The organism is Enterococcus sp. AZ078 (assembly GCF_051714985.1).
Classification (GTDB): Bacteria; Bacillota; Bacilli; order Lactobacillales; family Enterococcaceae; genus Enterococcus_B; species Enterococcus_B hirae.
In genome coordinates, this window is sequence record NZ_JBIOSW010000001.1 from 1,785,536 (window position 1) to 1,809,492 (window position 23,957).

Annotated in this window: 21 protein-coding genes and 2 pseudogenes; 4 read left to right on the forward strand and 19 right to left on the reverse strand. The window is 30.3% G+C overall.

Going from position 1 to position 23,957, the window contains the following annotated elements:
- Positions 1-530: 530 nt before the first annotated feature.
- The 4 genes from IGJ18_RS08250 to IGJ18_RS08265 form a co-directional block, all read right to left on the reverse strand.
- On the reverse strand, positions 531-3,134 hold the full coding sequence (locus IGJ18_RS08250; RefSeq protein ID WP_438843161.1) for a KAP family P-loop NTPase fold protein: 2,604 nt from the start codon (positions 3,132-3,134) through the stop codon (positions 531-533).
- 41 nt (positions 3,135-3,175) lie between these two features.
- The gene (locus IGJ18_RS08255) at positions 3,176-4,147 is read right to left on the reverse strand and encodes a reverse transcriptase family protein (protein WP_438843162.1); all 972 of its coding nucleotides are present in this window, start codon (positions 4,145-4,147) and stop codon (positions 3,176-3,178) included.
- Positions 4,134-4,409: a hypothetical protein gene (locus IGJ18_RS08260; RefSeq protein ID WP_438843163.1), complete on the reverse strand. Its 276-nt coding sequence runs from the start codon at positions 4,407-4,409 to the stop codon at positions 4,134-4,136. The genes IGJ18_RS08255 and IGJ18_RS08260 overlap by 14 nt, the downstream gene beginning before the upstream one ends.
- A gap of 921 nt (positions 4,410-5,330) precedes the next feature.
- Positions 5,331-6,104: a DUF3427 domain-containing protein gene (locus tag IGJ18_RS08265; protein ID WP_438843164.1), complete on the reverse strand. Its 774-nt coding sequence runs from the start codon at positions 6,102-6,104 to the stop codon at positions 5,331-5,333.
- Between the two features lie 280 nt (positions 6,105-6,384).
- Between IGJ18_RS08265 and IGJ18_RS08270 the strand changes: the two genes are divergently transcribed.
- The gene (locus tag IGJ18_RS08270; protein WP_438843165.1) at positions 6,385-8,016 is read left to right on the forward strand and encodes a DNA/RNA helicase domain-containing protein; all 1,632 of its coding nucleotides are present in this window, start codon (positions 6,385-6,387) and stop codon (positions 8,014-8,016) included.
- A 494-nt stretch (positions 8,017-8,510) separates the two neighbouring features.
- Here IGJ18_RS08270 and IGJ18_RS08275 read toward each other — a convergent pair whose 3' ends face one another.
- The 9 genes from IGJ18_RS08275 to IGJ18_RS08315 all read right to left on the reverse strand — a co-directional run bounded on the left by IGJ18_RS08275 (position 8,511) and on the right by IGJ18_RS08315 (position 14,973).
- The gene (locus tag IGJ18_RS08275) at positions 8,511-9,890 is read right to left on the reverse strand and encodes a tyrosine-type recombinase/integrase (RefSeq protein WP_438843454.1); all 1,380 of its coding nucleotides are present in this window, start codon (positions 9,888-9,890) and stop codon (positions 8,511-8,513) included.
- A 150-nt stretch (positions 9,891-10,040) separates the two neighbouring features.
- Positions 10,041-10,277, reverse strand: coding sequence for a hypothetical protein (locus IGJ18_RS08280; protein ID WP_438843166.1), 237 nt, complete (start codon positions 10,275-10,277; stop codon positions 10,041-10,043).
- Between the two features lie 44 nt (positions 10,278-10,321).
- Entirely contained in the window at positions 10,322-10,735 is a 414-nt protein-coding gene (locus tag IGJ18_RS08285) for a hypothetical protein (RefSeq protein WP_438843167.1), read from the reverse strand.
- Positions 10,736-10,833: 98 nt separating this feature from the next.
- Complete coding sequence (locus tag IGJ18_RS08290) at positions 10,834-12,036, reverse strand: hypothetical protein (protein WP_438843168.1); 1,203 nt, start codon at positions 12,034-12,036, stop codon at positions 10,834-10,836.
- A 149-nt stretch (positions 12,037-12,185) separates the two neighbouring features.
- Positions 12,186-12,803 carry an EF0163 family protein gene (locus IGJ18_RS08295; RefSeq protein WP_438843169.1) on the reverse strand — a complete coding sequence of 206 codons (618 nt, stop codon included), beginning with the start codon at positions 12,801-12,803 and terminating at the stop codon, positions 12,186-12,188.
- A 13-nt stretch (positions 12,804-12,816) separates the two neighbouring features.
- Positions 12,817-13,851 (reverse strand): phage tail tip lysozyme, encoded by a 1,035-nt coding sequence (locus IGJ18_RS08300; RefSeq protein ID WP_438843170.1) that lies wholly within the window; start codon positions 13,849-13,851, stop codon positions 12,817-12,819.
- Positions 13,852-13,935: 84 nt separating this feature from the next.
- On the reverse strand, positions 13,936-14,337 hold the full coding sequence (locus IGJ18_RS08305; RefSeq protein WP_438843455.1) for a type II toxin-antitoxin system death-on-curing family toxin: 402 nt from the start codon (positions 14,335-14,337) through the stop codon (positions 13,936-13,938).
- Positions 14,337-14,579 (reverse strand): hypothetical protein, encoded by a 243-nt coding sequence (locus tag IGJ18_RS08310; protein WP_010718931.1) that lies wholly within the window; start codon positions 14,577-14,579, stop codon positions 14,337-14,339. The genes IGJ18_RS08305 and IGJ18_RS08310 overlap by 1 nt, the downstream gene beginning before the upstream one ends.
- A 58-nt stretch (positions 14,580-14,637) precedes the next feature.
- Positions 14,638-14,973: a hypothetical protein gene (locus IGJ18_RS08315; RefSeq protein WP_240274091.1), complete on the reverse strand. Its 336-nt coding sequence runs from the start codon at positions 14,971-14,973 to the stop codon at positions 14,638-14,640.
- Positions 14,974-16,333: 1,360 nt separating this feature from the next.
- Here IGJ18_RS08315 and IGJ18_RS08320 point away from each other — a divergent pair.
- Positions 16,334-16,552, forward strand: coding sequence for a toxin (locus IGJ18_RS08320; RefSeq protein ID WP_438843171.1), 219 nt, complete (start codon positions 16,334-16,336; stop codon positions 16,550-16,552).
- A gap of 138 nt (positions 16,553-16,690) precedes the next feature.
- Here the strand turns inward: IGJ18_RS08320 and IGJ18_RS08325 are convergent, their stop codons facing one another.
- The 3 genes and pseudogenes from IGJ18_RS08325 to IGJ18_RS08335 form a co-directional block, all read right to left on the reverse strand.
- Positions 16,691-16,825 carry a hypothetical protein gene (locus IGJ18_RS08325; RefSeq protein WP_438843172.1) on the reverse strand — a complete coding sequence of 45 codons (135 nt, stop codon included), beginning with the start codon at positions 16,823-16,825 and terminating at the stop codon, positions 16,691-16,693.
- Positions 16,818-17,014 (reverse strand): annotated as a pseudogene (locus IGJ18_RS08330) (zeta toxin family protein); the annotation flags it as partial. The gene IGJ18_RS08325 and the pseudogene IGJ18_RS08330, both read right to left, overlap by 8 nt.
- 588 nt (positions 17,015-17,602) lie before the next feature.
- On the reverse strand, positions 17,603-18,079 hold the full coding sequence (locus tag IGJ18_RS08335; protein ID WP_438843173.1) for a hypothetical protein: 477 nt from the start codon (positions 18,077-18,079) through the stop codon (positions 17,603-17,605).
- 559 nt (positions 18,080-18,638) lie between these two features.
- On the opposite strand from IGJ18_RS08335, the pseudogene IGJ18_RS08340 reads away from it, so the two are divergent.
- A pseudogene (locus IGJ18_RS08340) lies at positions 18,639-19,244 on the forward strand (transposase); the annotation flags it as partial.
- Between the two features lie 102 nt (positions 19,245-19,346).
- Here the strand turns inward: IGJ18_RS08340 and IGJ18_RS08345 are convergent.
- Together IGJ18_RS08345 and IGJ18_RS08350 are read right to left on the reverse strand one after the other, a co-directional pair.
- A complete protein-coding gene (locus IGJ18_RS08345) occupies positions 19,347-19,490 on the reverse strand; it encodes a hypothetical protein (RefSeq protein ID WP_438843174.1) in 144 nt (47 codons plus the stop codon).
- A 254-nt stretch (positions 19,491-19,744) separates the two neighbouring features.
- On the reverse strand, positions 19,745-21,238 hold the full coding sequence (locus IGJ18_RS08350; RefSeq protein WP_438843175.1) for a hypothetical protein: 1,494 nt from the start codon (positions 21,236-21,238) through the stop codon (positions 19,745-19,747).
- 2,129 nt (positions 21,239-23,367) lie between these two features.
- Between IGJ18_RS08350 and IGJ18_RS08355 the strand changes: the two genes are divergently transcribed.
- The gene (locus IGJ18_RS08355) at positions 23,368-23,514 is read left to right on the forward strand and encodes a putative holin-like toxin (RefSeq protein ID WP_081186522.1); all 147 of its coding nucleotides are present in this window, start codon (positions 23,368-23,370) and stop codon (positions 23,512-23,514) included.
- A gap of 236 nt (positions 23,515-23,750) precedes the next feature.
- Here the strand turns inward: IGJ18_RS08355 and IGJ18_RS08360 are convergent, their stop codons facing one another.
- A complete protein-coding gene (locus IGJ18_RS08360) occupies positions 23,751-23,942 on the reverse strand; it encodes a hypothetical protein (RefSeq protein WP_010718919.1) in 192 nt (63 codons plus the stop codon).
- Between the last annotated feature and the right edge of the window lie 15 nt (positions 23,943-23,957).

Below are 23,957 nucleotides of genomic sequence, written 5' to 3' on the forward strand. Positions count from 1 at the left end.
ATTATTAAACGAGTAATTATTTTTAGAATTAATAACTAAAGAATTTGATAAAGGTATGTTTGATTTGTTCCCATCAAAGGTTAAAATGAATACCAGAAGATAGAAATTTAACACTTCTCTATACAAATGATCGTACAACTAGAACAGACCTCTCTAGTCGAAAATTGATTTCTAAAATACTCTATTTTAAAGTTTATGATTTTTCAAATTGGTATTCAAAGATTTTTCTATTTTAAAAGTAACAATTCAAAAAATGCACGAGGTTATTCACTTCTGTAGGTATTCCCTATATCAGCAAGTCTCGGGCATTTTTTATTCTATGTTTAAAGGTATATATAAATACAGCTAATTAAAGTTCCTTTATTCTTCATCGAAGTTATCAAGGTTTTGTTTTCCACCTCTAGTATTCAACCACTGTGATTTCGAAGTGGCACTTTTTAACGATACGTTCCATTGCACTAGTATTGAGCCCTTGCAGATTTGAAGTGGCACTTTTATTATCTAATTTATCAAAATTAAATATTCTGTGATTATCCATCTACTACTCCAAGGCCTACAGGACTAACCAAACGTATTCCTATTTCATCAAGTTCTTCTTTTTCTTTTTCCAAATGATTTTCAAATACTTTTTTTAACAGGATCTGTTGTTCATTTACAGGTTGTACCACATTACCATAGGATCTCAATTTTTCTATATCTATCATTTTTTCAAATCCAGAAATCATTGAGTATACAACGCCTAAATAATCGGAATTTACCGTAACTAAATCATTTAATATTCTGAAATAATTTTCTTCATTAATACAATTATTTAAATAATTTTTAAATTTATCTGAAGAGCCAGTTTCTTCTAAATAGCCGTAAATTTTTATTGAATGCTTTCTTATATACACATCTTTCTCAAATAAATCAAATTCACTATCTAATAATTTTTCAACAAAGTTGTAAATTTCTTGTTCTAGATATTTCAAATTATTTCGAGCAATTTTTACAGAATTTTTCAGAAAATAACGAATATTTAATATCATAATAATTTTTTCATAATTAATGATTTCTGGTCCTACGATACTTTGAAAGTCATCCTCATCCAAATTTTCTATTAATTCAGAGATTATTTGCGCTGCACGAAGTTTAGTTCCCATAATTAAAAATTCTTTATAATCCCCAAAACTAAAATAATTTTTTAAAAATAAAATAGCTAACTGTTTAGTTACATTTGGCTGTAATTCTGATAGTTGCAAGGAAAAAACTGAAAGAAATTCTGTTTGGCTTTTATCGTCTTTACTTAAAATAAAATTCATAAGTTTATTCAATATACCTTCATTTTGAAAATTTCTATTAATTTTTTTAATAAAGTCTTTAACAGAATCATTTAATTCAGAGTCGTAATTTGTGTATTCTGTAAAATAAAGATCAAAGAATTTTGCACTGCTGATACGCTTATTAAATTGAACTTTTTGATATGATGGATTTTTGGGGGAATTATTTACATATTTTTTGTAGTCAACTTGTGACTCTAAAAATTTTTTTACATAAGGGAATGATAATCCTAGCAAATTTCCGTATATATCCTTTTTTATGCCTACTTTTTCAAAGAATGTATTCATCTCATCATCAAATTCTTCATTATCTATATAACCAAGAATTTCGTTTATTCCTTTATCACTAGATATAAAATAATGTGAATTAGAATAGATAGTTTTGTATAAATCATTATTAAACATACGTATATATTCCATCCCTAAATAATCGATAATTGATATTTTTCTTGAATTAAAGATAAAAGGTAGCACACTGGAATTTAAGAACCTTTTGAATTCACGAAAACTCACTTGATTATCAGTTAATATATTTACAAAACTTTGAATATCAGCAGCATCATACTCGAGATTCTTTCCATCAAATAGACTTATGAATGTTTTATAATAAATAGTTCTAGCTTGACTTTTACTTAACACGGGTAATACAATTTTCTTTTGAACTATTTTATTTAAATAATGTGGACTGACATTTATTCTCTCTAAACTTTTACTCAATTCTTCTTCATCATAAGAAAGAATTATTATTAAATTATCAAAATTAAGGACGTTATTGACTATATTCAAAACTAGGAATATATTATCTGGCTTCAATCGGTCTAAATTATCGACTATAAAAATAATTTTTTTCCCGTTTTTATTAATCATATAATTTATATCGGAAATAATATTCGACTCTCTTTTTTGATCGATGTTTTCTATTATTTTAATAATTGGCTTCGTATATTTTTTTCCTAAAACAAGTTCACTAATCGTTTTTATAAATACATCAATTTCCTTTGAAGGAATATCTAGATTCGATTTCATTAAAATTGTATTCAATAAATTATTCAGTAATGCCTCTTTATTTTCGGATAACCATGGCTCGAAATCATCAACTACTACAAAATCTTTGTTTTGGCTGATATTTTTTTTCATATTATTAAGAAAAGTGCTTTTCCCAGAGCCCCATGCACCTTCTAAACCAATTACAAATTTTTCTGCAGAGTTGTATTCTTTCATAATTTCTATCAAATCATTTATTTGATTTTTTCTATCCAATAAATCATATCCAACAGCATTTTCACGTATTAAAAACTGCTTATCATAAGATATTTCTCCATTAATTACTTCTTTTAAATCGATAATGGTCGATTCTTTTTCTTCAAAGATTTTTCCTACATTTAAAATTCTAACTATTAACAATATGAAAAGAATGATCAACAAACATTTGATAAATAATATTTTATATGGGAGATTACTCTTAATTAATAGTGATACAGAGGTAAATAATAATGACGTAACTATAGTTAACAGAAGAAGATAGTCAAATCGATTTGTAAGAGGATATTTGATGCTTTTTAATAATTTGTATTTTATAAAGAATAAAATTAACAATATAACTCCAAGCAAGAAAAAAGCCGGAATTATATTAATTGGTACTTTACTTAGTAAGATGGAAATACTATTTTTATTATCTATAAATACTGCTAGACAAGTTAATACTGTTCCTAAAATAGCAGTATTAACAATACTATATTTTTTATTATAAATGATAAAATAATTCATTACATCGTGAACGAAAAACTTCTTTATATCACACCATAAATTTTTCATTTTTTATAATCCACCTTTTCAGCCACAGACTTTTTTAATTATTATCTATTAATGCGTTTCTTACATACAGGTACATCGTATTTTCTTCGAATATATCGAATCATATTTTGGTAATGTTCTAAATTTCTGTCTCGTTCAATAGACTGTATAGCTGCAAGGCAACCTTGCATTTTATTACATGTATTTATAAGGTCATCTTTACTATAAAAGTTATTATGGACATCTACATCTAGTAACGTCAGATAACATTCATACATTTTTCTAAATAATCCTTTGGCAGCTTTTATCTTCTCATCGTGTATTATTACACCTGTAACTTTGGTATGATTTATTTTCACTATTTTACTTTTTTTCTCATTAACATTGAGACCATATTTATTAATGATCTTTGTTGTTTCTTTTAAATAGTACTTTGGGATAAATTTGCTAGAAGAAAAGGTAAAATCATCGTAATATGCAGAAAAAACCAAGTTATTCTTTAGAGAAAAATCATTTAATTGTTCATACATTCTAAAATATGACAAAAAACTTAATATAGGACTAGTAGAATAGCCTTGAGGTAAGAATCTCACATTGTTACTTTCATTTTTGGCGGTAGTTAAATTCACCATTATTTTTGCAATATCTGTGGATTGATTTAACGTATTCTTGAAAAAATCATATACATAAGAATCACTGGTACTAGGAAAAAAGTTTGTAATGTCTAATAAAAGAAGATTTTTTTGATTTAAATGCCTTGATGCATTAGAAACATAACTGGCACTGGGTATACCGCCACATAAGTAATCCGGAAAGCCAATATATCCTAACATTTTAACAATTCTTTTTAAAGCTATTTTATGGGGAAGAGTCGGATTATATAGTATTCTTTCCTTGTCATTTATATTTTTTACAAATGGTGCCACAGTATAAAATTGATCAACCTTTTTTAAAGTATGTAGCTCCAGATGAATCAACTCAGATAAATATTTTTTATTTGATACACCATATAGTTTCGTATTAGAAAAGTCCATAAAAAAACTCCTTCTTATTTTTATAAGAAAGAGTTGAAGCTAAGTTCTCTAAAAATTCAAAGAATGCTTTCAGAACTGATGCTAATTCAATAAATCTTGAAAGAATGAACACAAAAATAATAGAGATAATTTTAACGATCCATACAATCGTTTGCAACTTATCGAATAGATCGAAAGCTTTAGCTAAACTAAATTTATCATCTTCGCAAACTTGTTCTTTTAGCAACTGTTTAACTTGAACAATTCTATGCTTAAGTTTCATAGCACTATACCTCCTGTAATTTGTAGGTCTTTAATTATGACCCCCCTGCTCTAATAATTACAGTATAAGTTGTTAAACAGCCTTAGTAACGCTCCACTCTTACTTAGCTGACGATAGTCAACCGCAAATCCCTGCTCACGTTACTCAGTAAATAACTATTATGCTTGTAAAACATATTCGCATACGCTCATTTCGTCAAAAACATAAGTCAGGGCTTTTCCATGCCGTCATAACCCAAATGACAAATTTTTAGCAGGCAATCCTTAGGCAATTGTTCATATGTTAATTATCTCACATGTTATTAAAATCGTCAATATTCTTTTTTTTTACAATAACTATGTTAATATATCAGCTACGCGATCAATATCTGAGCCTTTATTAATTGATTATTGAGTAATTTGAAAATTCATCTGTCGACAAATTATATGTTTCTTTATTTTTAATAGATGGAACATATTTGACTAATATTTATTCTTAAAAATCAAAAAGTTTCAATTTATAATCACTAACATATGCTAATTAACAGAAATCACAACTTTGTACTATAAAAAAACAAGGAGACTAGTTTAAAACTACTAATATCCTCATACATTTATTACTAGTTTTTTAGTTTACATAATGTGCATTATCCTAAGCTCAGATTTTCTATAAACTTTAGCACGAGTAAAAACTCTACAAATTAGAAATACATAAGGATAATCACTTAAACAGGAGACGTCCCTATAAAAGTGATCAACCTCATGCACTAATTATAAAAAATGTTATTCCATTTAAATTATTAAAAATATGGCTAATTTGAAAATTGACTTACTAGAAAACTGTGAAAAAGAACTCCAAACCAGCATGGATCTCATTTTTAGAGTAAGATTTTCCGATTGTTGAATGACCTCATAAAGAACATTCATTCCCTTAATTATATTATTAAATTAATCGTTCTCTAAGCTCATCAATCGTATAAGCAGGTCTCTTTCTATGAATCATTGCATGACAGTTTGGACAAACAGGCTTCATGTCCTCAATAGGATCAATTTCATAGGATTCATCGATCATGCTTAATTCTTTTTCATGATGAACATGAATAAATTCTTTACCCATTTCCCCATATGTTTCTTCAAAATTGAATTTACAGACTACACATCTATATCCATAATGAGCTAAACATGCTTTCCTTGCTTTTGGATCTCTTTCGTAAATATTTACGTATCTGCTAATTTTTCTTCCTTCTAAAAATTTTTTTCTTTTTAAAGTTTGTTCTTTGATAATTACTGAGTCGGTTGGCACAACCATCTTCCATGATATGGCAGCTGTTTTTCTGTCTTCGTAATCCACCATAATTCCTAATCCTTTATATTCAAATTTAGGATCATTACTATTTTCTCTAATAAAAATATGAATCGGGTAATCACCACTTACCATCTTTTGAATGGTTGGAGTATTAAAAGTAGTATTTTCTTTTGCGTACCAGTATAAAATATTCCCTTTTATCCTATTGCCATAATTATGTCCAGTTCTCCCCGCAGACAATATATTAGTAAAAATAAAAAATTCATCTTCATGACGAACATACCCCGTGCTCCAAATTCCACCAATTTTTTCAGGTTCAGAATATCCTAGGAGCTTACGTATTTCTTTTCTAGAATATTTTTGCTCAATATTAAAGGAATGCATTGTGTCTCCAATCTGATTATAGTGCATTTAATTACTTATTGAACTTACTTGTTGTCTAAGTCAACTGTTATTATACATCAGTTTGATTAATATATACTATTTTATCAGAAAGTTTAAGTTTAACATCATTAATGCATATTAATTAATAAAAAAACTTAGGAAAGTGTACTAAAAAGTAACACAATCTTCTATAGTAATTTTTAAAATTAAATTATAAGAAAAGTTCTATTTTAAATAACCATACGGTATACTTAGTATAAGAAAGGAAGTTGAATTGACTTTGCTTAGAAAGTATAACGTTATTACCATGGATATAGAATTAGATGGAAAGTTAAACACAAAAGAGTTATCCGGGACAGAAATACATTTGTTGTCTAATAGAGACGTTGTATATGTTTATGTTGGAGAAAAGAAATATTATATAGGACAAACTAAAAATTTGTTAAGACGTCACCAACAGCATAATAGTAGTTCTAATAAAAACTTTGTCATGAAAAATTATGATAGACTAATTGTTATTTATGGAAAATTGATTGATAAAAATCTTGATTATCTTGAAAAACGTTTGATTACTTTATTTGTAACTGATAACGAAAAAAGAAAAAAACAAGTTGTCATTGATAATCGTACAATGGGTAATAATTCTAATTACTATCAAGATGTTAAAGAACTAGAATCATTAGTAGTTTGTCCTCTATGGGAAGAAGAATTAACAAGATTAGGAGTAACGAACAATACAAAAATAAGTACTTTAAAACAAAAAATACTAGCAAAATACTCTCCTTTTATGGATCTCACAGATCAACAACAAGCAATAATTGAACAAATCACAAGCAATCGTAACAATTATATAATTGAAGGCGGTTCTGGAACTGGCAAAACAGTGTTAATGACTAACTTAGTTGCGCAAATTTTTGATAAATTTAACGGTACCAAAAAAATTGGAGTTGTTATAAAAGCAAATTGGAGAGAAAATGCTAAAAAAATTTTCAAGGACTATGGTATTAATAAGAATGTACAAGTAGGTACTTGGGGATCTCTATTAACAAGTGAACAATACTTCGACTATATTATTGTCGACGAGGCACATCGTTTGCCTAGATTCTATGGAAAGCTCCACCCATCTGAACTTAAATACTTTAACAATAAAAAAGACAAAAATAGTTTAGAACTTTTAAGGGAATGTACATCCTCCCTAGTCTTATTTTATGATCGATATCAGACAATTAGACCCTCTGATATTCCGGTATATACCTACGATAACTATATTCTTAATAACAAGTTTAAGAAAATTGTACTAAAAACACAGTTTAGAATTAATATTCACGATGAAGGAAAGACATATACGTCTGATGATTATTTAAAAGGAATAAAATATGCTCTTCAAATTTCTAATGATAATTCTTTTGATCACTCACTTTTTAGAAATAATGATAAAGACAGTTATTTTGGTTTTGTAAATTCAATATCAGAATTATTTGATTATATTGAGCGAATGGATAATTTACTTCAAGATAGTCAAAACCGTGTGATTGCTGGATATGCAAGAGAGTGGCTAAGCAAAAAAGACAAAGATGCTTATGATTGGTTTGAAGGCGATAAAAAGTGGCACTGGAATAGCACACATGAAAACTGGATAAACAAAAAGAACAGTTGTGAGGAAATTGGTTCTATACATGCTGTTCAAGGAATTGATATCAATTGTGTAGGTTTAATAATTGGAAAGGATCTAACTATTTCTAATGATAAAATTATTGGTTTAAAAGATAACTACTATGATAGAAATGGAAAACCTATACAAGAAGAATATACAGAAGAACAGTTTACAGAGTTTATAAAAAATATTTATTACACTTTGATGACTAGAGGTATAGATGGTATCCGTATTTTTATTGAAGATGAAAAACTTCGCAATTATTTTATTAGTGTGCTCTCTTAACTTTTAAAAATTTTAATATAATTATTATGACTTAAATTTAAATTTTTACTACCAGATAGATTTAATTTATTTAAATCAAAAGAATGGATATAGTACATCAATGCACACTTTCGATGTACTATGTTTTTTTATATAGATATGAAAATGAAATCAAGTCAACTTTAACAATTAATAAAATTGTATTATTTAAAACTTTTAGTCACAGTAATAACAGATATGCTCACAAAACGGGATATGGATATACGCAGAAACCTTTTGTTTTGCGGGATTGGTTGTTTCATTCATTAAACTAAATTCTCCTTACGTCGAAAAGTCGTACCTGTTTTCGACCTTCTTTAAACGGTGTTCAAGCGATTGCTTCTACGGAATTAAGTTCAAAAAATTCAAAAATATGGAAAGCTATTTTCGATTTTTAGCTCTTAATTCTTGAAGCATACCATCGCTTTCACAACCTCTCATATACGCATACTAACCGTATTTTCCAAACAAATCCACTAAAAAATCCAAGAATCGACTTCTTGGACTAGTTTTTCTTTGGTTGTATTGGTTACTTGGTTATAAATTTCTAAAGTTGTTTTCATGTTGGAATGACCCACTCTCTCCATGATCGCTTTAATCGGAACGCCTGCTTCTGCCAAGAGAGAAATATGTGTGTAGCGAAAAGTATGCGTAGTCACATGTTTATTAAATTCAGGATATTTTTCTTTCAAAATATCTTTGACACATCGAACTGGTTTTTTATTGTTTCCACGTCCATTCATAAACTCATTAAACGAATGATACACAACTGGCGTACCATTTTGAGTTTGAAAAATTGTATTAGAAGAAATAAATTTCTTTGACACAGGAACTTTTCTCCGATAGGTCGTATGGTCTATCCGCTTATGTATCTGATAAAATTCTCCTTTAGCTCGCTGTTCCATTTCCCTTTGCCGTCGCTGATTGTACTTGATCCGATTTTGAATGATCTCAATCGAACGATTGTCTAGGGCAAGCTTTCGCATCGAGCTAATGGTTTTCGTTGGGTTGCGTACATACGCTTTTACGGAGCGCCCAGCTGATACTACGCCTTCATTGATCACCATGATTTTTTTCGTCACATCCACCTTCTCAGTCGTTAAGGCACTGACTTCCCCAATACGCAAGCCGTTACGAATCATAAATTCTACCACATCTAAATACAATCCCCCCATTTTATTGATCTCTTGGTTGGTTTCGTATTTCTCTTTGATTGCCTGTAGTAACCAACTGATCTCTATTTTCTCTAAAAACTTTTTCTTCCTACGCTGAATCCCACGAATTTTTCGATCATTGGGAATTTTTAAGACAATCTTATTTAAATCGAATAATACCAGGTCATGCCGATAGCCATAGGCTAAAATTTGTTTTAGTAATGACCGAATCTTTTCTAATGTTGCTTTTTCTAAAAGTGTATTGGTCTGTTTCGAGCGAATGGATAAGATATCTGCCCACCTGCCTTCAACCAACAAAGGTGAAAGTTGCTGAAGTCGCAGATTATCTGGAAAATACGGCTGGAGATAGCGAGTAAGAATTTCTTTTTGATAATGGACAGTCGTTTGGCGTACGGTTGGTGACCAAGCCTTCAACCAAAGTGCCGACAACTCGCCGAAAGTTTCACAAAAATCTCCCTCAGAATAATCCGAACCATTCTTAAACTCTTTTTCAATCTTTTCTTTCAAATAGCGTAACGCTTGTTTTTCGTTTTTGAAACCTTTTGCTTTCCAATTGACACTTTTCTTTCTTGTCTTTTCCTGGATTGGATCGTAATAGGTTTGGAATGTGCGTAAATAATTCTTTTTGTCAATAATCGTATACGAACCTCTAAGGTATGGTTTACAATCTGGCACTTTCAGTAACTTTCACCTCCTTAAGTATAAAAAAAGCACAGAAGTAAAAGAATAACTTTCGCTTCTATGCTTTTTATTTTCGGATTAACAAAACAAATATCTTTCACTTTAATTTAAAAAGCCCTCATACAATGTAAAACAAATCTAATATAAATACTAATTGTTTTCTCGAATTGTTAATTCTTCATTTATTTTTATAACGTAAACAACTAGAATAATTAATATTCTCAAATAATCCTCGTTGCTTTCCTCAACAACAGATCCATGAGAATATTTATTTCTTAATCCAAGCGAATTATCGAATGTAGAGTTATTGAGGATATAGTTTAAATACTCTACTTCTGGTCTAGCAAATAGCGTATTTTCGCTTACTAACAAACCTTCTTCAATCATTTTGTCGATCTCTTTTTGATGAAGATTTAGTACATTTTTAAAAGTTAACTTTTTGTTCCAATGGTAATAATGTATAACGCCGTACTTATAAATATTAAAAAAATAGGTATTCTCATCATCTGATTTCTAGGTATATAAAGATTACCCAGTTCATTTATGCAAATAATTTTATTATCGATTAAAAAATCAATATGCGACTGTTGATAATTATGGAAATCTTCTTTTTTTATTTTATTATTAGTAACTAATTGGACAAAATTTTTAGCCTGCAGATTTTCATTAATATATACTAAATCTGATTGGTCACAAAACAGCAAATGCATAATTAAGTTAACATTATTATTTTCTTTCTTGGCATATATATATTTTTTATTTAATAAACTTTTAAGTTCAGCTACCCGAGGTGTTGATTCTAGAACAAACAAATCTTTGTCTATCTCATTTTCTTCACAATACAACTTCCATTGCTTTCTTATTTGTTCTTCTAAAGTAACTAAATTTTTAATTTGTATATTTATTTTTTGTGTTTCATCCGCAAAATCTAATGGTAACCAGTCTATTTCAAAATTTTCTTTGCTATAATTTGAAAAAAAAAAGCGAGTAATTCTTCTATTCTCGAATTAGAAATTTCCTTTATTTTTTCTTGATATAATTTAAAAGTTAATAAAATCAAATAATTCTTATTTGTAAAATACGGACTAGTTTCATAATGTTTTTTAGTATGAATTCCTGATAAAGTTCTACTAAATGTTGAACACTCTAAATTAGGAAAACTACATAAGTTTAGAATCCAATTATCCGTAAAAAAATAATCAAAATACATCATTTCTTCTAGTAAATTTTCTGGATAATTCTCTTTTTCTAGATATTTTAAATCAATGAAAGACTTAAAGTTAGCATTGGAGTTATCATAACTTTCTTTTTCTGTATACACAGCAAAACTATATTTAGTTCCTTTACTTATTAAGCCTTTTTCTTGGTTAAAAATCTCTTCTTCTAACTCTACACTTCTTTTTTTTGCTTTAAGTTTTAGTTTTGCATCAATAGTTAACTCTTTTATCCCTTGAATTCCCTGCCATATCAAATATACATAATTTAAATTTGCATCTCTAGATTCTAAATATATTTCACAAAATTGATACATTTCGTCTTTAGTAATGTTAGTAGGAATAAAATAATTTGAACCATTTTCACTATAATTGTTTAAAAGTAATTCAAAATTACTAGGATTTCCCAAAAAAATCTTCTTCATTAATAGAGGAAATTTATTTATATAGTACTGGCTATCTAAAAAATAAAAAATTGGAATTGAATAAGCCTCTATACATTCATATAAGTCATTCTCACTAATTTTTTCATCTAAATTATATTTTTCAAAACACTCTAAAAAATCTTGTCTAAACAAAGTATGGCTATGCTTATCTAAATCCTTTATTTCTGACTTTTTTAATATATTTTCTTCCAACTCACCCGAAAAGAAGAAGTATTGAAAGCTTTGTAATATATATTCTTTAGATAACTTATTAAAAAATATGGATATTATCTTGTTAAATCTATTTTTAGCCTTTTTTACATTAGTTTCTGAAAAAAAACTAGGATAAACTTTATTATTTATAAATTTTAAAACATTGTAAAACTCTAAAACATCTAATAAGCTATCTGTTTCTAATGGTTCAGAAATTTCTATAATTCTTTTCAATCTATCAATATGATAAGAAATAGACAAATCTGATAAACTATAGAACTTTACTCGTTCCATCATATTTCCCCTTTAAAAGTGCATCATTCTGATTTCAATAAAGAGTTTATCACAAAGATAAATACTTCGCATATTAAGTTTTTTTAATTAATTACATTATTTACTGCTATTTAAATCAAGAATTATCTTAAACTATGGTTTTTACTTTTTTAATACTCCTGCTTCAACGTATTATAGGTCATTTCCGCTATTTTCCCCTCTTTGACTTTTGCTAGTAATAAAATACGAATGGGTGAACCGTTCTGAATACAATCTAATAATACTGCATACTCTTCTTGATCATTTTGGTAGATCGCCGTGACTTTACCTTCACTGCCTAGAGCATTTCCTGTTTTGATATCAATGCCGTTCATTTTAATACATTCTTCCGTCATTAGATCTTTTAATTGCTCGTTCCGATGGTTAAGATTTTTAAAATTGGCATAAGCTTCACCGTACTTTTCAAGTAACTGCGTATGGTCTTCTTTTTCCTTTGATACTGTTGTTTGTTTGTTGTCTGCTTGTTTGTCATTTTGGTTAGTTGATTTAATTTCCTTCTTTTTTTCATGGCTCGGTTTTGTCCCATTGTTATCGACCGCTTCCATATCCATCATCTGGATATCCTTTGCAGTCGTTGTCGCTTCCTGGTTCTTTTCTAATTGAACACAGCCACTCAATGTGAAAGGGAGCAGCGCTAAATATATGAATCTTAGATATTTCGTTTTTGTTCGTTTGTTCGTTTTTGATTTTACTTCTTTTAGTGTCAATCCTGCATGTGTTAAAAACATCTTGATTCTCCTTTTATTTTTTTCTAACGACACTGGCAATTCGAGTAAATTCTTTGCCCCATGTTCTTGAATAACGAGCACAAATTTGTCCTTGCTCAGCATTTTGTTCATAGGTGGTAAACGATTTTTCACTTTCCACACTTGCAATTATGCCCGTATGTCCATAAACTCCTGGTGAAAGTGCTTGTCCTGCGTACCAGTTTATCACGTCTCCTGCTTTAATCTCGCTTGGCTTAGGATCGAATACGACTTCCCAACCATATTTTTCCCAGTTGTAATCACGACCTATTGATTCCGCATACATAAATCCTGACCCCATCATTACTGGTCCACCTAATTTTTGGACATAATAGGCGGTTAACCCGTAACATTGTCCACCATTGATTGTTTGCCCCATGACCGCTTCTAAAAGATCAATTTTACCGCCCCCAACATTTGTAGATCCACTGCCGAGAGAACCTTCAAAAAGTCGTTTATACCATTGATTGGCACTAATTTTCCGTTTGGTTTGTTCTAAAAGATCATCTTTGGTTCCAGCACGTTCCCAATATTTTAAAATATCAACAGCTAAACCATCTATACTTGTTCCGTTTGCCATATTTTTTAATAACTCACTATCGGAGCTATCATGATTCCAGGCATAATTTAACTGCAGTTCAATACTTTGCCATTCCTTGTTTTCTTTTTTCGCCAAATTTAATAAGTTCACTCTTCTACCTGAATCCCACTGTGCCAATCCTATACCATAACCTCCAATTTTCGGATTATATGCCCAAAGATCATTGAAAGGTAAATCACTTTGGATACGAGAAGGGATCAATCCACTTTCATGTTCCATATTACCGATCCAAGCTACCGCAAATTCTTTCGTTCCACCTTGTTCCAGGACAAATTGGGCAACAGCTAATGCCACCTGTTCTTGCGGTGTCGTTGGTTCAAACTCAGAAGTATCACCGTTTTGATTAGCAGAAAAAACGACTAAGAATAATAGAAATGGAAATAACATGAGAAAAGAAGTAGTTATAATTAGATACGCAATTTTTTGCATTTTTCACCTCTGTTACGCAAAAAAAGAAGACTGATTTCCTCATCAATCTTCTTTCTTTTTTATAAAACACTTAATTATAAATTTTTAGTTCATCATATGATCATTAATTGTGTCGACAACACTTCTTTTTAATTGATCAAAATCTTCTGAATCATGCGTAGCTATCTTGACAACAAAATCAATGGCTTCGTTTTGTTTAAAGGATACTTTGACCTGATTTAACCGTAAAAAGACATCCATCGCCATAAAAGCGGTACGTTTATTTGCATTTTGAAAGGGGTGTTTCTTAATAAGATTGATTCCTAAGATGGCTGCTTTTTCTTCAATCGTTTCGTACAACTCTTGACCAAATATTTCCTGACGCGGCTGGTTTACAGCCATAGCTAATGCACTTGCATCTCTTACACCGGTCATTTCACTTGGTGTTTGCCAGCTGATTAAGTGGACATTCATTTTAATGATATCTTTTTCTGTCAGGTAGTTGATCAATGGTTTGCCAACTCCTTGTACATCTGTTCATAGTCATGAAATGAATCATTAATCAATTGGTCTATTTTTAAGTCGTGTGAAGATTTTGGCTCTTTTTTACTGATGGCTTCAATTAACTTTTCTTCATCTACATAAACAAAATCATTTTCTTTTACACCAATTTTTTCCAATACTTCTTTTGACAAAGTCAAAACGATTGAATTTCCACTTTTTCTAATTTTTCTTTCCTTGATTTCCATCTTAAACGCCTCCTTAAGTTATACCGTATATACAGTATAGCTTAAACCAGGGCGTATATCAATTGAAGGAATTTTTTGTGTTCTCTTTCTCATTTTCTTGTTCTGCGATTGAACTAAATAAAAGTTTTTCTGATTCTTCCAAACTTCTAAAATCTGGTTCTAATTGTTCCATTCGATTCATAGGTAGCACATACTTCGTTAGTAATTCTTGATCTTGTTCTTGATCAAAATAAGCTTTTCCTGCTTGGGTTAATGCAAGTTCTTCCAAGTTATCCACGGTCACATTTAGATTATCCAGCTCTTCAGGATTCTGTGGTTCATCAAACTCCTCTTTCGCCTCTTTCTCATCTAGTGGTAGCTCTTGTTCGAGAGTTAGCTCATCTGATTCTGCCAATGAACGATCTTCTGGATTTTCTATAGGAATTTCCGTTTACATATCTATAAAGATAATTTGATAAAACCTTCTTCTTAGATTTCTTCTTTATTTTTGTACTTAGCTAATTGACCCACCTGTTTGGATAGTTGATCAAAATTAGTTGTCACAACATTTGCTCGAATTACTTCAACAGTTGAAGCCAATCACTAGCAAACAAACGCCAGTAAAAACCACTTTATTCGCTTTTTGTTGTGACAATTTTTTCACTTTCGGACGTTTCTCTTTTTTCTCCTTTTACTTGATCTTTTTTAAATTCATAGTTCCTCCTGATTTCTTATTTTTAGGCAAAAAAATAGACCTAGTTATACTTGAATTTCCAAGGAAATAACTAGGTCTATATGCTATATATAGTTGAGACAGCACAGTTTATGCGGTGGCTAATCCCAATAGAAATGGGGTGATGCCTATGTTGATTTGTGGCTTGATCCCTAGAAAGGAATAAGCTTGTCTGTTTTTGAAGCGCTAATGTTTGCAATAGCTTTTGCAACGTTAGTTCTGACAATCAGCAATCACAAAAACGACAAAAAATAACCGCAATTTAAACTTAGGCAGTTTGAACGGTTATTTTTTGTAACTATTATTAAACTGAGCCACCGTCTTAAACGGTGCTGTCAAAAGGGAACTGTTAGCGCAGTTCCTTTTTTCATGTTCATTATAGCATATCCTTTCTCTTTTGTTCAATTGTTTCATCATTCTACATTTAACCTTCCACAAAGAGCAGACATTTTTTGACAAGATCTTCTCGATTTGAGTAAATTCTCAAAATCAACAATTGTTTTTCTACCTCAATCTTATAAAGAATTATATTGTAATCTATCTGTCACTCTAATTTGAAAAACTATCAACTATAATCCAACCTCTTCCACCATCTCTTTATTGCTCACACTACCACTTTGCTCCGCTTTCATTAATTCTTGAGAAACTTGTTTCGCTATTTTATAATTTTCGTATTCTTCCTACTCTTTAATATCAATTACCGCAAATTTCCCATTCCCATTGTTTATTAAAAAAAGTAGTAACAGCAAAGAATAAGATATCTACAAATACATATAGCGACGTTTGGACATTTCCTGTTTTAAGTAATGTTTTTAATTCTCTACTTTATTTATAATGAACGCTCAGATGAAGTGACTTATTACTATTCAAAATAACTTAAGTAAGAAAATGCTTGGATCAATTACGAAAGTATATGGTGAGCTTATTACCACCATTAATCAAAATATAATGCTTGAACGCCAAAACTTTATAAAAAATGCATGAGATCATCCATTACTATAGGGATATACCCTATCTTGGAGAATCTCATGCATTTTTTGATATGAATTTAGAAGACACCTGTTTACCAGAAGACTATGAAAAAGAACTTAGAGCCAATATAGGCGTCAGTATTCTTATGGCGAACGATCAAGCGCTTTCCTATGCACTAAGAAAATTTAGAAACTTTGACGAAGTAGCCAACTACTTTTTTATGAGTAAATCAGCGCTTAGAAAAAGAATCCTCCAGTATTTGAAGTTTGCTAGAGGATATTCTTCATAAGAACTGAAATATTTAATAAAGGGATGATTGATTTTTCCATCAAAGGTTAAAATGAATATTAATGAGTAAAAAGCCATATACACGTTTCAGATATGACTTCACTGTTCAAAATTATTTATCCAACCCAACTAATTTTCGTTACTTGCGATTGGCTTCATCTGCTACATATTTCATCACTGTTTTAAATTCTTTAGCTGTAGCATTTTCTGATAAATCAGCAATACTTTTATTATACTTTTTCACGATTTGTTGCACTTGTTCTTTCTCAGTCATGTAATCTCTCCTCCAACTCTTTTGAAGTATACTGTATCGGTAGGACTAAGCGGATATTATCTGCTGCATAATGCACTTCAGAAATATTATTTGGTAATCTTTGATCATTATATGAAGGACTACTTCAGGATGCCTTTCCTTCACTAATACACTTATATCCATTATACGACATTTATAAAAAAGCGTAATGATAATTCTAATAACTGTAGTTTAGTTAATAGTAACAACAGATATACTCACAAAACGGGGCATTGATATACGCAGAAACCTTTTGTTCTGCGGAATTGGTTGTTTCATCCATTGATTGTTTTTATCTTTTTAAACTAAATAATAATTTGGAATGAAATTAATACTAATATATACAATGACTTTTGGTATATTGTGTCCAATTTTTATACAAGAAAATCACTTCTACGTGTAATTCTGTTTTATATTCGGTTACCATAACCTTTCTTAAGTTTGAGTAGTCTTTCGAATCTGTTAATTTAGATATTTTAGTTACATTATTCGTCAATTTCTCCGATTCCTCTAACCCCTACACTTCAACGTTTTTTTCTTCAGATTTTGTGTTCTTTGTTTGATTTGTATAAACAGATACATTCACTTTTAATTCGTCACAGTTTGACAAATTCTTTCTCTTATTAAGTTCTACTTTAAAAATTTTTAGAGTGAATCTCTTTCTTCTAACGTGTATCTGTTTTTTTCTTTGGACCTAAAGACAGAAACCTACCATTGAATCAAGCAATAATACTTCATGATCCAATGGTAGGTTTATAATTAATATTTATCTATTTCATTTCTGTGTGCAAAGGCAGAAATATAATCCATGAAATAGATATCTTTTTTTTCAACATTCTCATGTGTAATACCAGAAAGTATACGAACATCAGACTCCAAAAGTGAACTATTTGTTTCAATTATCCCAACTGATTCATCAAAAAAGACATATAACTTGTCATCTTCTAGCAACGAATCTGTTCCATCTGTAATAAAAGATGGATGTTGATAATATTTCCTACTCTTTTCATTATTTATCACATAAAAGAGCTTTATTGATACTTCTTTTGATTGATCGAAATAGATTGAATTCACGACATTTGTTACTAACAATTCGATACGTTTTTCTGGTAAAAACTCAATCGATTTTTCTTCAACATCAACTATTTCTTTCAGAACATTCATTGCTTTCTTACGTTCATCAACATATATAAATGAATCTTGATACCTTCTCAATAACTCATGAAAATCTAACAATTTTTTCTCCTTTCATCAATTAATAGCGACTGTTTCATTATTAATTATACCTGAACGCCATCCATGTAAAAGATAATAGGCTTGCAAGTTTGACACAGAAACTTTAGCTTTAGTTTATTTGTGGGTATAGTCACAGTAATGAACAGATATGCTCACAAAACGGGATATGGATATACGCAGAAACCTTTTGTTCTTCGTGATTGATTGATTCATTCATTGATTTTTGTTCCCCTTAATCTTACAGCTATCTTAATTTTTATTTTGTTTCTTTCTTATATTATAAAGCAACTTCACTTTTTCTTATTTGACTAAATAACTTTAACTTCCATCAATTCTAATATACTTACGTTTTCACGGATAAAAAGTTTTTGTTTTTCTTCTTTTTCTTGATCTTTTTTCAGTTCACACTTCCTCTTGGTTTCTTATTTTTAAGCAAAAAAATAGACCTAATTATACTTGAAATTTCGGCTCTATACTTTTTGATGTTGGTGAAATTCACCAACATCTTTTTTATAATGTAAAAACATAGAAAAGACACCCTGAAATCCTTTAGAATTAAGTTTTATTGGTTAAAAAGCTTTTCCCAAATGCTCAGTTGATTATTGATCGTTTCCATATTGTCCAACATATAGGCAGAACTTTTTTAAACCATCGAGCGAAGGAAACCAATGCACGACTCAAAAGCACTTCTCAATATCAACGTGGGCTTGGTAGAAAAATGAAACGTTATTGGAAACTCCTACAAAAAGAAGAAGCAAAGTTGAACTATGAAAAACGGGTTTGGCGTGCCAGTTTCAAAGATTACTTAACTGAAAGTGAGATTGTCGACCGATTGTTAGCTACTTGTCCCAATCTACGACAAGGCTATCAGTTATATCAAGATGTTCTTTATGCAGTAAAGAAAAGAGATCATTCACTATTTGAGGACTGTTTATCCAGAGAAGTCAGCCAGCTACCTGAAACTTATGCGACAACTTTGCGAACATTTATAAAGTTTCTGCCACAGATTCGAAATGCCCTCCGCTACAGTTATTCAAACGGACCACTAGAATGTTTAAACAACCATATTAAAGTATTAAAACGCAAGGCTTATGGGTTTCGAAATTTTTATCATTTCAAACGACGGATCATGATTCGACACGGTAAAACTATTTTAACCAAATAAAAAGAACAGAAAGAAGTTTTTCTTCTTTCTGCCCAAATTATTCTAAGATTTCTCTTTACCAACATCATTTGACAAAGAGCCCTATATTTCCAAACAAATCCACTAAAAAATCCAAGAATTGACTTCTTGGACTAGTTTTTCTTTGGTTGTATTGGTTACTTGGTTATAAATTTCTAAAGTTGTTTTCATGTTGGAGTGACCCACTCGCTCCATGATCGCTTTAATCGGAACGCCTGCTTCTGCCAATAAAGAGATATGAGTGTAATGGTAAAGACAATAATGTTTATACAGTGACTAATCAAAAAAGACCAGGCACATGGTAATTCAACAAGCATCTCCTCAATTGCTGAACTTATTAGCTATTTCATTCTGTCTTTTATGTTGTATGTACGTTTTAAATCTAATTCTTTTAAACATTCGTTTCTTTAGGTTTATCCATTTAAAAAATTTCTCTGCATCACTTGATACAACCTCTGGGGGTTTACACACTTTTTTATAGACTACCTTTCAAAAGTTGACTCTCGTTTAGTTCTTGAAAATTCTTTGTTATTTTTTATAGCAGTATTTGTTAGTTTTTCTGAAAGAGTAGGTTTCATTGACTGGCCTCTTTTATTTCTTCTGTTATTAGATTGTTCAAAGTTATTAATGAGTTTATTGTATTCATCAGTATACTTTGTTGCTAACGAGGGGCTTAATTTTCCTTTTTTTACAAGCAACTCTATACAATTTTTCTCATTAATTATTGCATATTGAATATTCGTTTTTTCACACTTTAATGTTGGAAGGATGATATTCTCAAAAATATTAAGATTTTTTTCTGTCTGCTGAATATCACTAGGAGACATTTTCTTATTCGAGCGTAACTGTAAATGGAACTCATTAATTTGTTCACGTAAATATTTTATATTTTTAGTTGCCATGTTGAAATTGCTTGAAAGATCTTCAAATCTTATTGCTATAGATTCTTCTTGTGGAGAAAGAGTAGGTAGCGCTGTTGTAGGTTTATTCGTTATTTCAGGCATACTTATCGTTGTTTTATAAGTGCTACCCAAATGGGTTCCTTTTGATTTTGTAGACTCTTGTGAAAAAATAGTAGGACTTTCTGTTTCAAGAGAATGCACTGCAGGGGTTCTCAGGTAGTTTATCTCATTTTTTAGGAATCTTGTTAGCTTTCTACAATTGGCTAAAAAACTATTGGCCTCCCTTTTTTTGTTTTTTAGATTGTCTAAGTCCATTATGTAACGAAACTCATATTCTTCTACTTCTGTTCTATTCTCTATTCCATCATTTTTTAAATATTTTTCAAGCGATTCCAACTTCTGTTCTGTCTTATTCACAAAAGTTTTTAAATCATTCCTCACAAGACGTAATTCTTTGCATAATTCTTCAGACTGCTCACGGTATGATTTTAATAGATTAATTTCTGCAGGTTTTTCAGTAATATATCCGTTTAAGAGTTTGATAAATTCTGACTCTTTTTCCACTAGTTGATAAATTGCTCCGTCATGAGCTTTTTGATCCTCGAGATGCTTTGAAAATTCTACATCAATTTCTTTTGATTGTTTAGATTTTTGAGCTGAATAGGGGTTTGGATCATCGACTTGCATTTCGTCTAATAGTCTTGAGGTTTGGTCAGTGTTCATCACATTATTGTGTTTCGAGTGTCGAACTTTGTGTGGATGAATTTCATCATTTTTTTTAGGTTTTTTAGATTTTTTTTTAGATATTTGAGCTGAATAGGGGTGTCTTGGATCATCTCTTTGCATTTCGTCTAGTAGTCTTGAGGTTTGGTCAGCGTTCATCCCATTGTTGTGTTTCGAGTGTTGAACTTCGTGTGGATGAATGTCATCAGGTAAAAAATTAATTCTATCCAAGTTTTCTACATACGGATTTCGCTCTAATTCCCTTCCTTGATTTTGGTGTCCTAAACTACGTGCTTCATTTGCTATGCTCGCCACACCAAGAGCAGCAGTAATCAGTTTACCTATTTTCATATAGTATCCATCTCCTTTTCATTTAATGCTTTTTACTTATCCTATGGAAAGTAAAAAGCTAGACAAAAAACACAACAACTATAAAATCTATGCCAAACAAAGAAAATGCTTTCTAGTCGTCGCAAATGTAGAGTACCACAACGACAATTTAATGCCATAAAAAGTTTCATTTGGATGTGAGACATTATCTTTAACACATTTTAATAGTCACAGTCATATCTACGTTTAAGATATGACCTTGTTCAAACCATTTTTATCCACATTAACTAATTTTTATTATTTACTGCTTATCCCATTAACTATGTACTTCATCATTTCTTTTGTTTTTTGGCCAACAATTGTTTAACCAATCAGCGATAATTCTGTTGTCTTTTTTTCATGATTTTATGTAACAATTTCTTTATTGCTTATGATTATAACGATGTTTTTTTTAATGGCTTACGATTATTTCATATCCCCAAGCAATGAGAACAAGTATTACAATTCTCACATATATAGGAAAACAATAAATAATAAATATGTTAATCAATTCAAAAATCACTAGTAATATTAAATAATGAAAAAATAGCCATATTTTAGATAAATATTTCATATAAAACACCAGCCAATCAAGATTTCTTTACTTTATTGGCTGCGTACACTTATGATTACTCAACAATCAATATTCGAACCCCATTTTCATCCTGGTTGTTTATTTACACGAATAATCATTCCTTTACTTGTATGAATAGTAGTTCCGATAGAACCATTAATAGCTTGAGCTATCCTAAACCTACATAATGTACAATCGCTACAAGCCCAACAGTTTTTGCAGTAGTCGCAATATAAGAGTTCAAATAAATATCTTTTGTTTCGTTATTGAAATTAAATACTTTATTTACCCTAGCCCTAAGTAGCTCTTTTCTTCTTTGTAATGCTATTTCGCTAGCAGTAAAAATTGTATATGGATCAATTCCTTATTGTTTCAAAATAGTGATTAAATCGTCAATATTTAAATTAAATAATTGCCTGAATCCTTCAGTAAGCTTTTATTCAGTAATAGTTCTGTCTATTGATTGATTCAACGAAATTTCTGTATTTTCATTAGCAAATACATTTGATCCTATCGAGATTGATGGAGTAATAGAGACAACCTAATCAGATGTAAGTAATACTAATTTTCATTTAAAAATATGTATCCTCCCAATTATTTTATTTGTCTTATATGACGATACAACTGTAAACTAATAACGATGTTATTAGTTTACCTCATCATAAAAAGCGTTTTTAAAGTCATAACTGTTTGAATTTTTTAAATAAAAGAACTAATTTTAGTCAGCCAGTTACAGTAATGAACAGATATGCTCACAAAACGGGATATGGATATACGCAGAAACCTTTTGTTCTGCGGGATTGGTTGTTTCATTGATTTTTGTTCCCCTTAATCTTATTTTATTTTGTTTCTTTCTTATGTTATAAAGCAACATTAATTTTTTTTATTTGACTAAATAACTTTAACTTCCATCGACTCTAATATACTTACGTTTTCACGGATAAAAATTTTTTGTTTTTCTCCTTTTTCTTGATCTTTTTTCAGTTCACAATCCCTCTTGGTTTCTTATTTTTAAACAAAAAAATAGACCTAATTATACTTGAAATTTCAAGAAAATAACTAGGTCTATATGCTATATATAGTTGAGACAGCACAGTTTATGTGGTGGCTAATCCCAATAGAAATGGGGTGAGGCCTATGTTGATTTGTAACTTGCTCCATAGAAAGGATAAGCTTGTCTGTTTTTGAAGCGCTAATGTTTGCAATAGCTTTTGTAACGTTAGTTCTGACAGTCAGCAATCACAAAAACGACAAAAAATAACCGCAATTTACACTTAGGCAGTTTAACGGTTATTTTTTGTAACTATAATTAAACTGAGCCACCGTCTTAAACGGTGCTGTCAAAAGGGAACTGTTCGCGCAGTTCCTTTTTTCATCTTCATTATAGCATACGCTTATTCTTCTATTCAATTTCCAAAACAAAAGAACAGTTGTTTTTATTTTTAAGGTAATAATAACAAATCCTATATGCTATAATCAGTTATGACAGTAAAGTTTAATGACGGTGGCTATCCAATCTGGAAGTGAGGTGGTGCTTATGCACATAATCTCAAACTTTAGAGAAAGGAGACGCCTTTTGTCTGTGGAAGCAGCGTTAGGGCTAATGATCAGTTTTGGATCTTTGATCGCAACACTGATTTTTGGCATTCTAACCTTAGCCCACAAAAACGACAAAAAGAAGTAACCGTCACTTTAGCGAGAGATTGGTTACTCCTTTTTGAGATAACTATATAACTTGCCACCGTCTTTAGCGGTGCTGTCAAAAGGGAACTGTTGACGCAGTTCCTTTTTTCATGTTTATTATAGCATACCCTTTCTCTTTTGTTCAATTGTTTCATTATTCATCATTTAATCTTTCATAAACTCATCATTTTTCACACTACAAAAACGCTTCTTACCCCGACACTTTATTTCAGTAAATTATTTCTTATTTTTCTTTACAACAACTATCTGCCCGATAATCAAAATCAACGTTACCCCAAAGCCGCTTCTTAGAAAGTCTCGATTCAGTAAATATTCGATAAAAATACCTATTAAACTGGCTACTAACGCCACAATGATAATACTAGCGTATGGATGGTTTTTCGTATACTTTTTCCAGTTTTTATACAAGAAAACTCACTCCTC

Excerpts from the sequence above, each read along its gene's own strand:
- IGJ18_RS08280 (WP_438843166.1), bottom strand. The coding sequence starts at position 10,277 with ATGATTGAAGAAGGTTTGTTAGTAAGCGAAAATACGCTATTTGCTAGA.
- IGJ18_RS08310 (WP_010718931.1), bottom strand. The coding sequence starts at position 14,579 with ATGGAAATCAAGGAAAGAAAAATTAGAAAAAGTGGAAATTCAATCGTT.
- IGJ18_RS08265 (WP_438843164.1), bottom strand. The coding sequence starts at position 6,104 with ATGCACTATAATCAGATTGGAGACACAATGCATTCCTTTAATATTGAG.
- IGJ18_RS08300 (WP_438843170.1), bottom strand. The coding sequence starts at position 13,851 with ATGCAAAAAATTGCGTATCTAATTATAACTACTTCTTTTCTCATGTTA.
- IGJ18_RS08270 (WP_438843165.1), top strand. The coding sequence starts at position 6,385 with ATGGATATAGAATTAGATGGAAAGTTAAACACAAAAGAGTTATCCGGG.
- IGJ18_RS08250 (WP_438843161.1), bottom strand. The coding sequence starts at position 3,134 with ATGAAAAATTTATGGTGTGATATAAAGAAGTTTTTCGTTCACGATGTA.
- IGJ18_RS08255 (WP_438843162.1), bottom strand. The coding sequence starts at position 4,147 with ATGGACTTTTCTAATACGAAACTATATGGTGTATCAAATAAAAAATAT.
- IGJ18_RS08295 (WP_438843169.1), bottom strand. The coding sequence starts at position 12,803 with ATGTTTTTAACACATGCAGGATTGACACTAAAAGAAGTAAAATCAAAA.
- IGJ18_RS08325 (WP_438843172.1), bottom strand. The coding sequence starts at position 16,825 with ATGACTGAGAAAGAACAAGTGCAACAAATCGTGAAAAAGTATAATAAA.
- IGJ18_RS08350 (WP_438843175.1), bottom strand. The coding sequence starts at position 21,238 with ATGAAAATAGGTAAACTGATTACTGCTGCTCTTGGTGTGGCGAGCATA.
- IGJ18_RS08290 (WP_438843168.1), bottom strand. The coding sequence starts at position 12,036 with ATGGAACGAGTAAAGTTCTATAGTTTATCAGATTTGTCTATTTCTTAT.
- IGJ18_RS08355 (WP_081186522.1), top strand. The coding sequence starts at position 23,368 with ATGCACATAATCTCAAACTTTAGAGAAAGGAGACGCCTTTTGTCTGTG.
- IGJ18_RS08320 (WP_438843171.1), top strand. The coding sequence starts at position 16,334 with ATGAATTTAGAAGACACCTGTTTACCAGAAGACTATGAAAAAGAACTT.
- IGJ18_RS08260 (WP_438843163.1), bottom strand. The coding sequence starts at position 4,409 with ATGAAACTTAAGCATAGAATTGTTCAAGTTAAACAGTTGCTAAAAGAA.